The following is a 9,510-nucleotide window of genomic DNA, read 5'->3' as shown; positions in this document are numbered from 1 at the left end:
CCGAGGGGGGCACGGGAGGTGCCCCCTCCGTTGTCGTCGGTCGCCAACTCCCCCGTAGCCCCCAAGGGGGCACGGGAGGTGCCCCCTCCGCGTTGTCTCCCTCCTCCGCCTTGCGACCGCACGCACCAACGGGACATCAGCCGCTGCCGCGGCGGGCGCTCCCTGATCCGGCCTGATCCAAACGACAGACCCTAGGCTGACACCTGAAGAGTCTTCGGACGCGGCGCACGATGGGGGACAGATGACCGAAGAGACGACCCGCGCCGAGCGCCTGCTGGCTGCTCAGGCCAAGGCGGCCGAGCTCTTCGCCGAGATCGGGTCGCGTGGCCTGATCGCACCGGGCGTCGGGGAGCAGGTCGTCAGCGACCGGGTACGCGACCTGGCGAACGAGCTGTTCGGCCCGACCCGGCACTGGCACAAGCGCATCGTCCGCTCCGGACCCAACACCCTCCACCCGTACCGGGAGAATCCGCCCGACCGGACCATCGGCCAGGACGACATCGCCTTCGCCGACTTCGGCCCGATCTTCGACGAGTGGGAGGCCGACTTCGGGCGCACCTTCGTCCTCGGCGACGACCCCGTCAAGCACCGGCTCCTTGCCGACCTGCCCGAGGTCTTCGCCGCCGGACGCCGCGCCTTCGACGCCGACCCGGACATCACCGGAGCCCGCCTGTACGCCGAGATCGGCCGGCTGGCCGAGGCACGGGGCTGGGAGCTGGGCGGCTGGCACGCGGGGCATCCGGTGGGCGAGTTCCCCCACGAGAAGATCGACGGTGCGGACATCGAGTCGTACATCGCACCCGGCAACGAGACGCGGCTGCGCCGGCCCGACCGCGCAGGACGCGACTGCCACTGGATTCTTGAGATCCACCTTGTCGACCGCGAGCGCGGCTTCGGCGGCTTCCACGAGGAACTCCTCGACCTCGGCTGAGACGCCCACCACGACGACGGACCGGCCCGTATCGCGGGGCCGGTCCTTCGCTTTTCCGCGACAACTCCAGGGATCGGCCGGAGCGCGGAATTCATCGCGCAAAGTTCGGGCGGTGCGGACTTTCTGCCCATTATTCGATCTCGGCGACGCTAACATCCGGATCCGAAAGGAAGCCTCATCGAATTACCCGGCTTACCCGGCGAGAAGAAGAGGGAATTTCATGCCGCACATCACGATCACCAGACCCTCCAAGACCCTGTGGCGCGCTTCGCTGGACAACGGGCCTGTCAACCTGGTCAATTCGCAGACCATCGTGGAGCTGCGATCCCTCATCGACGAAGCCGAGGCCGACACCGATCTCGCGGTCATCCTGTTCGAGAGCGCGAACCCCGGCTACTTCATGGCGCACTGGGACCTCGCCGAGGATCCCGCGAAAACGACGGACCTCCCGCCCGGGAAAACCGGTCAACAGCCCTTCGTCGACGTCCTGATCCGCCTCAGCAAGCTGCCGGTCCTCACGGTGAGCGCGATCCGCGGCCGGGCCCGGGGCGCCGGAAGCGAATTCGTCCTGGCGACCGACATCCGCTTCGCGAGCCGTGAGCGAGCCGTCCTCGGCCAGTTCGAGGTTGCCGCGGGTCTGATTCCCGGCGGCGGCGCGCCATCCCGGCTGCCACGTCTCGTCGGACGGGGCCGGGCGCTGGAAATCCTCGCCGGCGCCAACGACTTCGACGGCGACCTTCTTGAACGGTACGGCTATGTGAATCGCGCGATTCCCGACGCGGAGTTCGAGGGTTTCGTCGACTCGTTCGTCACGCGGGTAGCCGGATTCGGGCGACGTGTGATCGGAGAGCTGAAGCAGTGCGTCGATCCGCTCACGCTGCCCGACGACGTGGAGTTCCCGCCGCAGGCCGATCTCTTCTGGACGACGGTGGTACAGCCTGAGGTCCAGGACTGGGCGAGGCGTCAATTCGAGCGGGGGCTTCAACAGAGCGGGGAAGTGGAGGAAAACCTGGGCGAGTTCGCGGCCCGCCGGTAACGGGCCCGGATCGAGCCCCTTTCGCCTGCCAGACCCTAGCCGGTACCGGAACCTCTGGGCGGACGGTGGAGTTCGCCCCGGGTGACCATTTCCACCGTGACGGCCACCGCCACCGCCTGGATCGCCATCAGCGCGATCAGGACGAAGAGCTGGACCGCCCCGGCCGACAGCGGGTCGGCGCCGCCCAGGAGCATGCCGACGAACGCGCCGGGGAGGGTGACCAGTCCGACCGTACGAGTCTGGTCGAGGCCGGGGAGAAGGGCGTCGGAGGCAGCCGGGCGAGCGACCTCCATACGGGCTTCCCGCGCCGGCAGACCGAGCGCCAGGCCCGCCTCCACCTCGCCGTGACGCAGCTCCAGTTCGTCCAGCGCCCGGCGGCCCGCCAGGACCGTGGCGGTCAGGGCGCCGCCGATGAGGATGCCGGTGACCGGGATCAGGGCGATGCCCTTGACCGGGATCAGACCGGTGAGCAGAAGGGCGCCCACCACCGGCGCCACCCCGGCGGCGATGGGCGCGGCGGTCTTCCACCAGGTCCCGTCGGTGATGACGCGGCGTCCGGCCGTACGGACGGCGACGGCGAACATCAGCAGGATGAACGCCGCGGTGGCCACCGCGTGGTAGATCACCCAGGTGATGACGGCGGAGACGACGGCCAGTTGAACGGCGGCGCGCAGACCCGCCGTGAGGATCTGGCGCGACCGTCCCGAGCCGGAGTCCGGTGCCAGCCGGAAGACGGCGGCGACTCCGGCCGCGACAACGAGAAGTACCGCGAGCAGCACACCCAAGGTGAAGTTGACGGGCAGAAGGGACGTGCCACTCGCGAGCAACTTTCCTGTCCCTTCCAGCCGCCCTGTCCGGCCCGGTCCGGTCCGGTTCGACCGAGGTCAACCCCTGAGAGCCGATCTCGACTCAGTGTGTTGACGCGTGGCGTTGACGCGTCTCAGCTTCGGTCCGCACTGGTGAGAGCCTCGCTGATCATGCGCGTGGCGAAGTCGGGGTCCTCGGTGATGCGGTTGATCTGCTCCGCGAGGAGAAAAGCGGTGGCCTCCAGGGGAGTCATCTCCGCCTTCGTCCAGTCGCCGTACTGCTTGCGCCACAGGTTGGGGCTCAGCCCGGTGCCCGCGGCGATGACCAGGCCCGCCATCGTGGGCACGGCCTCGGGTCTGATGCTCTTGGGCATCCTGCGCAACGTGGTCACCAGACTGGGCACCACGTACTCGATGACGTTCTTGTCGTGCTCCTCATGGGCCTTCCGCAGCCACGTCATGAACATGTAGATGAGTGTGCACGCGCCGTCCAGCAAGTCGTCGGCCCCTCCGGGGCCCAGCGAGGCGGCGAACTGGTTGATCAGCTCCTGCTGTTCGGGGTCGGTCTCCGTCTTGCCGCTGTGGATGCTCCTGAGCCGCGAGTCGATCATCAGGAGCGCCGCGCCCACATCGCCGGCGGGCGCGTTCTGGGGGCCGTAGGGCGATGACACAGGATTCCTCCTCGAACGGCCGCGACGGGCGGCACGGTGTGTCCGTACAGTAGACGGCCGATGAGAGGGGATCGGCGGCTTATTTGCCTTTTCGGCCACGATGTGATTGACGCCGCGCACCGGCGATCTTGAATGCGGCAGCCCCGCCCCGAAAGGGGCCGGGCCTGTGAGTGGCGCCGGTTCGTACCCGGAGGGCCGGTCGTTCGTGTCAGGGACGGCTCGTCAGGTAGCCGCCCATGGTGGTGAAGTACTCCGTCGCGGGCAGCTCCCGGCCGTCCTCCGTCCGGACGCGGGTGATCGCAAGGCCGTGGTTGCGGCCCGTGCGGGCGTCGGCTCCGGCCACGATCACCACGCCGTCGCCCTCGCGGTAGAAGACGCGGCCCGGCGTACCGCCGTAGAGGCCGTCGGACACCACGGCGGCGAGGACTTCGATGCGCTTGCCCTTGTGGAAGGCGAAAGCGCTCGGGTACGGCTCCGACTGGGCGCGGACCAGGCGTTCGAGGTCCTCCGCCGGCCAGGTCCAGTCGATGCGGATGTCCTCGGCGGACCGCTTGTGGAAGAAGCTCGCCTGCGAGCGGTCCTGCTTGGTGAACTCCGTCTGCCCGGCGGCGATGAGGCCGAGCGCGCCGATGGTGACCGGTGCGATGAGGTCGACGGTCTTGTGGAAGAGGTCGGTCGCGGTGTCCTTCGGTCCGACCGCGACCGCCTCCTGGCGGACGACGTCACCGGCGTCGAGTTCGTCGTCCATCATGTGCGCGGTGACGCCCACTTCGGGCTCGCCGTTGATCAGGGCCCAGATCAGCGGCGAGAAGCCGGCGTACTTCGGCAGCAGCGAGTCATGGATGTTCAGGGTGCCGTGCCGCGGCAGGCCGAAGATCCGCGGGGGGATCCAGGTCCGCCAGTTGTTGGCGACGATGATGTCCGGATCGGCCTCCTTGAGGCGTTCGAACAGCTCCTCGTCGTCGGGCCGGTTGCGGATCAGCACCGGGACGCCGTGCTCCTCGGCGAGGTCGGCGACGGAGTCGCTCCAGATCTTTTCGTACGCGTGCTCGCTCTTGGGGTGCGTCACGACCAGCACCACGTCGTGCTCGGACTCCAGAAGGGCTTGCAGGGTGCGGTGGCCCCAGGTCTGGTAACCGAACATGACGACCCGCATGGGGGTTCCTCCTCGGAGCAGGGAATGACCAAAGGTAGTTAAGCAAGGCTTACCTTAGTGTGCAACTGACCTGCCGGGTGGCCCAGTCGGCGGATGCCGGCGCCCGGCACCCCACTCGACAGCCGTACGGGATTAGCTTAGGCTCACCTAAGTTCAGGGTGGGATCGCTTCGTCGGCGTGCCCACCTTCTGTCTGTCTCACGTACCCCCACGCCTGACAGGGCGGCTTCCCCCGTATGAATGGGAGTGACATGTCACAGGTTCTTCCTGGCGACGCAGCACCGGTCCACGACCTCATAGGCATCGGCTTCGGGCCGTCCAATGTGGCGATGTCGATCGCGGTCAGCGAGCACAACGCACGCGTCGGCAGGCAGGAGCCGGTCACCGCTCACTTCTTCGAGCAGCAGCCCCGGTTCGGCTGGCACCGGGGGATGCTCATCGACGACGCGACCATGCAGGTGTCCTTCCTCAAGGACCTGGTGACGCTCAGGAACCCGACCAGTGAGTTCAGCTTCCTCTGCTACCTGCAGAGCAAGGGGCGGCTGATCGACTTCATCAACCACAAGAACCTCTTCCCCCTGCGGGTGGAGTTCCACGACTACTTCGAGTGGGCCGCGGCCAAGGTGGACGACACGGTCTCCTACGGCCACGAGGTCGTCGGCGTCATGCCCGTCGTCCGTGACGGGACCACGGAGTATCTGGATGTGACCGTCCGGTCGAGGGAGGGGCTCGCGGTCCACCGCACCCGCAACCTCGTCATCGGCACCGGGCTGCGTCCCCAGATGCCGGACGGCGTGGAGCGCGGCGACCGCGTCTGGCACAACTCCGAACTGCTCAAGCGGGTTGACGAGTTGACGGACTCCTCGCCCTCCCGCTTCGTCGTCGTCGGAGCCGGTCAGAGCGCCGCCGAGAACGTCGCCTATCTGCACCGCCGCTTCCCCGAGGCCGAAGTCTGCGCGGTCTTCTCGCGGTACGGCTACAGCCCCGCCGACGACAGCGCGTTCGCCAACCGGATCTTCGATCCCGACGCCGTCGACCAGTACTTCGCCGCGCCCGAGGACGTCAAGGGCCGGCTCATGGACTACCACGGGAACACCAACTACTCCGTGGTGGACATCGACTTGATCGACGACCTCTACCGGCAGATGTACCGGGAGAAGGTCCTCGGCACCGAGCGGCTGCGCTTCATCAACGTCTCCCGGCTGGTGGACGTCAAGGAGACGCCGGACAAGGCGCGTGCCACGGTGAAGTCCCTCGTCACGGGCGAGGAGACCTTCCTGGACGCCGACGTCGTGGTGTTCGCCACCGGTTACGGCCCCGCCGACCCCGTCGGCCTTCTCGGTGAGGTCGCGGACCGCTGCCTCCGGGACGACGAGGGCCGGGTCCGCGTCGAGCGCGACTACCGCATCGCCACCGCCCCCGACCTGAGCTGCGGCATCTATCTCCAGGGCGGTACGGAGCACACGCACGGCATCACGTCGTCCCTGCTGTCCAACACCGCGATCCGGGTCGGTGAGATCCTGGACTCGCTGCTCGGCCGAGGCGCCAGGTCCGCCTCCGGAGAGCCCCGACCGGGCATGCTCTCCTCGTAGATCAAAGGGATAACGTACGGCGACATGAGCACGACTGGCGATATGAGCACGACCGCGGTTGAGCGCCCGATACCCAAGGAACGAACAGAGGCCCGTCGGCACCGGGCCCTGGGTCTTGGCACGTTGGTGGTGATCCTCCTGATCGTGGGGGTGGTCTCGCTCGCCGTCGGCGCCCGCGCGCTGAGCCCCGCCGAGGTGTGGCACGGGCTGTTCGCGGCGCCGGAATCCGATCAGCGGCTCACCGAGATCAGGCTCATCGTGCACACCGTGCGGGTGCCCCGGACGGTCCTCGCGATCGTGGCGGGCATCGCCCTCGGGATCGGCGGGGCGCTGATCCAGGGGTACACACGTAACCCGATCGCGGACACGGGGCTGCTCGGGGTGAACGCCGGCGCCTCGTTCGCCGTGGTCACCGCGATCGCCCTGTTCGGGTTCACCAACCCCTTCCAGTACGTCTGGTTCGCCTTCCTGGGCGCGGGGGTCGCCGGTGTCGTCGTGTTCGGTCTTTCGAGCATCGGCCGGGGGGCCGGCAACCCGCTGACCCTCGCACTGGCGGGACAGGGGGTCACGGTGTTCCTGGCGGCGATGACCACGGCCATCTCACTCTCGGACCAGAAGTCGCTGAACGCACTGCGGTTCTGGAACTCGGGCTCCGTCGCCGGTGTCGGATTCGGCGTCATCTGGCCGGTGGCCGTGTTCATCGTGGTCGGGCTGGTGCTGGCGCTGACCACACTGCCGGCTCTCAACCTGCTCAACCTCGGCGACGACGTGGCGCGCGGGCTGGGAGTGAACATCGCGCTGAGCCGGACCGTCGGCATCGTAGCCATCACCCTGCTCGCGGGCGCGGCGACGGCGGCGTGCGGGCCCATCGCGTTCCTCGGGCTGATGGTGGCCCATGTCGCCCGCCATCTCACCGGGCCGGACTACCGATGGCTGGTGCCCTACGCGGGTGTACTCGGCGCCCTGATCCTTCTTGTCAGTGACATCGTGGGGCGATTGGTGGTGCGGCCGGGCGAGTTGGACTCGGGCGTCGTCGTCGCCCTCCTCGGCGCCCCGTTCTTCGCGGGCCTCGTGTGGCGTGGAAAGTTCAAGAGCGCATGAGCCGAACAGACGCGGAGAAGGACGCCGGGGCCAAGACCGCGAACGCCCCCCGGACAGACGCCGGGACCGGCGTCCGGCGCGTGAAGCGAGCGGTGGCGCCCGGCGCGCGCATCGGCCAACTGTCGTTCGTATGGCGGCCCTGGATGGTGCTGGTCACGCTGCTGCTGGCGGCAGCGACCTTCCTCGTCTTCTGCGTGTCCATCGGCGTCGGCGACTTCCCCATCGGCCTGTCCCGGGTGATCGCCACGATCCTCGGCCGGGGCGAGCAGGTCGACGAGTTCGTGATCATGGATCTGCGGATGCCGCGTGCCCTCACCGGTCTCGTCGTCGGGATCGCGCTGGGGGTGTCCGGGGCGATCACGCAGTCCGTCGCGCGCAATCCGCTGGCCAGCCCGGACATTCTGGGGATCACCTGGGGCGCCGGCGCGGTCGCGGTGTTCCTCGTGACGGTGTCGGGCAGCACGACCGAGGCGGTCGTCAGCTCCGTGGGCCTGTCCGCCGCGGCGCTCGGGGGCGGCCTCGGTACGGGACTGCTGGTCTACTTCCTGGCGTGGCGGCGCGGGATCGACGGCTTCCGCCTCATCCTCATCGGTATCTCCGTGAGCGCGGTGATGCAGGCGATCACCACCTGGCTGCTGGTCAAGGCCGACATCAGGGATGTCGCGCGGGCCCAGGTGTGGCTGGTCGGCTCGCTGGACAACCGGTCGTGGGACGACGTACGGGTGGCGCTCTGGTGCACGCTCGTCCTCGTGATCGTCGTCGCGGCGGCCACGTTCCAGTTCAAGCCGATGCATCTCGGTGACGAGGTCGCCGCGGGTCTGGGGGTGCGGTACACGGTCGTACGGGCGGTTCTGCTGCTGTGCGCGGTCCTGCTGGCGGCCGTGGGTGTGAGCGCGGCGGGCCCGGTCGCGTTCGTCGCGCTGGTGGCGCCGCAGGTGGCGATGCGTCTGATGCGGTGCCCGACACCGCCGTTGATGGCCTCGGGCCTGGTGGGCGCGTTGCTGCTGATCGGTGCGGACCTGGTCGCGCGTGCGGCGCTGCCGATCACACTTCCCGTCGGTGTGGTCACCGCCGCGATCGGCGGGCCCTTCCTCGTCTATCTGCTGGTGAGGGCGAACCTCAGACAGACGGATAGATGATAAAAAGGTTAGGCAAACCTAATAAGGGGGGCTTGTGGCTGCTCAGTACATCACCGAGACAGAGGCGGAGACAGCGTCGGACGCCGGCTCCGCGCCCAACTCCGGTGCGGGCGACGTCGCGCGGCTGGCAGCCAGAGATGTCATGGTCGGATACGGCGGCCGGACCGTCATCGACGGTCTCGACGTGACGATCCCGCCAGGCGTGATCACCACGATCATCGGCCCCAACGGCTGTGGGAAGTCGACCCTGTTGCGTACCCTGACCCGGCTGCTCAAGCCGGCCAGGGGGACGGTCCTGCTGGACGGCGAGGACATCGCCCGGCTCAGGACCAGGGACGTGGCGAAGAAGCTCGGTCTGCTGCCCCAGGCGCCGGTCGCGCCGGAAGGGCTGACGGTGGCCGACCTCGTCGCCAGAGGGCGTCATCCGCACCAGAGCTGGCTGCGGCAGTGGTCGTCGGACGACGCGGATGTCGTGGAGCACGCGCTGGCCATGACCGGGGTGGCCGATCTGGCCGGGCGTCCGGTCGACTCGCTGTCGGGCGGGCAACGCCAGCGAGTCTGGATATCGATGACGCTGGCTCAGGGCACCGACCTGCTGCTGCTGGACGAGCCGACCACCTATCTGGACCTGGCGCACGCGATCGACGTGCTCGATCTGGTGGACGATCTGCACGAGTCGGGGCGCACCGTGGTCATGGTGCTGCACGACCTGAATCTGGCGACGCGCTACAGCGACAACCTCATCGTGATGCGGGAGGGGGCGATCCTGGCGCAGGGGCATCCCCGTGACGTGATCACCGCCGAGCTGCTGCACGAGGCGTTCGGGCTGCGCGCCCAGGTGATCGACGCACCGGTGGGCGACAGCCCGATCATCGTGCCGCTGGGCCGTACGCACGTTTAGCGTCCGCCCCTCGGGCCAGGATGGACAGGCCCGGATTCCGCTCGCGCGGCCGTCCCGGGACAACCCATGCCGAGGTAAAGGGAATTCGCAAGTTAGGCTAGGCTAACCTCACCCACGCAGGATAAGGTTTGGCTGCCCTAAGACAAGGGTGCCGGTAGCACGAAGGCAAGGGATTCCG

The 9,510-nt window shown here is 68.4% G+C and carries 9 protein-coding genes; 6 read left to right on the top strand and 3 right to left on the bottom strand.

Features of this window, described 5'->3' with window-relative positions:
• Window positions 1-241 precede the first annotated feature (241 nt).
• Window positions 242-931: a M24 family metallopeptidase gene (locus ACFWV8_RS09175; protein WP_384199110.1), complete on the top strand. Its 690-nt coding sequence runs from the start codon at window positions 242-244 to the stop codon at window positions 929-931.
• A 112-nt stretch (window positions 932-1,043) separates the two neighbouring features.
• The gene (locus ACFWV8_RS09170; protein WP_384199108.1) at window positions 1,044-1,967 is read left to right on the top strand and encodes an enoyl-CoA hydratase/isomerase family protein; all 924 of its coding nucleotides are present in this window, start codon (window positions 1,044-1,046) and stop codon (window positions 1,965-1,967) included.
• A gap of 35 nt (window positions 1,968-2,002) precedes the next feature.
• Here ACFWV8_RS09170 and ACFWV8_RS09165 read toward each other — a convergent pair whose 3' ends face one another.
• The 3 genes from ACFWV8_RS09165 to ACFWV8_RS09155 form a co-directional block, all read right to left on the bottom strand.
• Complete coding sequence (locus tag ACFWV8_RS09165; protein ID WP_384199106.1) at window positions 2,003-2,794, bottom strand: ABC transporter permease; 792 nt, start codon at window positions 2,792-2,794, stop codon at window positions 2,003-2,005.
• 113 nt (window positions 2,795-2,907) lie between these two features.
• Complete coding sequence (locus ACFWV8_RS09160) at window positions 2,908-3,444, bottom strand: hypothetical protein (RefSeq protein ID WP_384199104.1); 537 nt, start codon at window positions 3,442-3,444, stop codon at window positions 2,908-2,910.
• A gap of 208 nt (window positions 3,445-3,652) precedes the next feature.
• Window positions 3,653-4,600: a methionyl-tRNA formyltransferase gene (locus ACFWV8_RS09155; protein ID WP_384199102.1), complete on the bottom strand. Its 948-nt coding sequence runs from the start codon at window positions 4,598-4,600 to the stop codon at window positions 3,653-3,655.
• A gap of 250 nt (window positions 4,601-4,850) precedes the next feature.
• Here ACFWV8_RS09155 and ACFWV8_RS09150 point away from each other — a divergent pair, with 250 nt between their 5' ends.
• The 4 genes from ACFWV8_RS09150 (at window position 4,851) to ACFWV8_RS09135 (ending at window position 9,332) form a co-directional block, all read left to right on the top strand.
• Window positions 4,851-6,191: a lysine N(6)-hydroxylase/L-ornithine N(5)-oxygenase family protein gene (locus ACFWV8_RS09150; RefSeq protein WP_384199100.1), complete on the top strand. Its 1,341-nt coding sequence runs from the start codon at window positions 4,851-4,853 to the stop codon at window positions 6,189-6,191.
• Window positions 6,192-6,233: 42 nt separating this feature from the next.
• Window positions 6,234-7,292 (top strand): FecCD family ABC transporter permease, encoded by a 1,059-nt coding sequence (locus tag ACFWV8_RS09145; RefSeq protein ID WP_384199120.1) that lies wholly within the window; start codon window positions 6,234-6,236, stop codon window positions 7,290-7,292.
• A gap of 143 nt (window positions 7,293-7,435) precedes the next feature.
• Entirely contained in the window at window positions 7,436-8,431 is a 996-nt protein-coding gene (locus tag ACFWV8_RS09140) for a FecCD family ABC transporter permease (RefSeq protein WP_384199118.1), read from the top strand.
• 34 nt (window positions 8,432-8,465) lie between these two features.
• The gene (locus tag ACFWV8_RS09135) at window positions 8,466-9,332 is read left to right on the top strand and encodes an ABC transporter ATP-binding protein (protein WP_384199099.1); all 867 of its coding nucleotides are present in this window, start codon (window positions 8,466-8,468) and stop codon (window positions 9,330-9,332) included.
• Window positions 9,333-9,510 lie beyond the last annotated feature (178 nt).

The organism is Streptomyces sp. NPDC058665 (assembly GCF_042714995.1).
Taxonomy (GTDB): domain Bacteria; phylum Actinomycetota; class Actinomycetes; order Streptomycetales; family Streptomycetaceae; genus Streptomyces.
The sequence above is the reverse complement of the archived record's forward strand: the minus strand, read 5'-3'. Positions and strand labels throughout refer to the sequence as shown.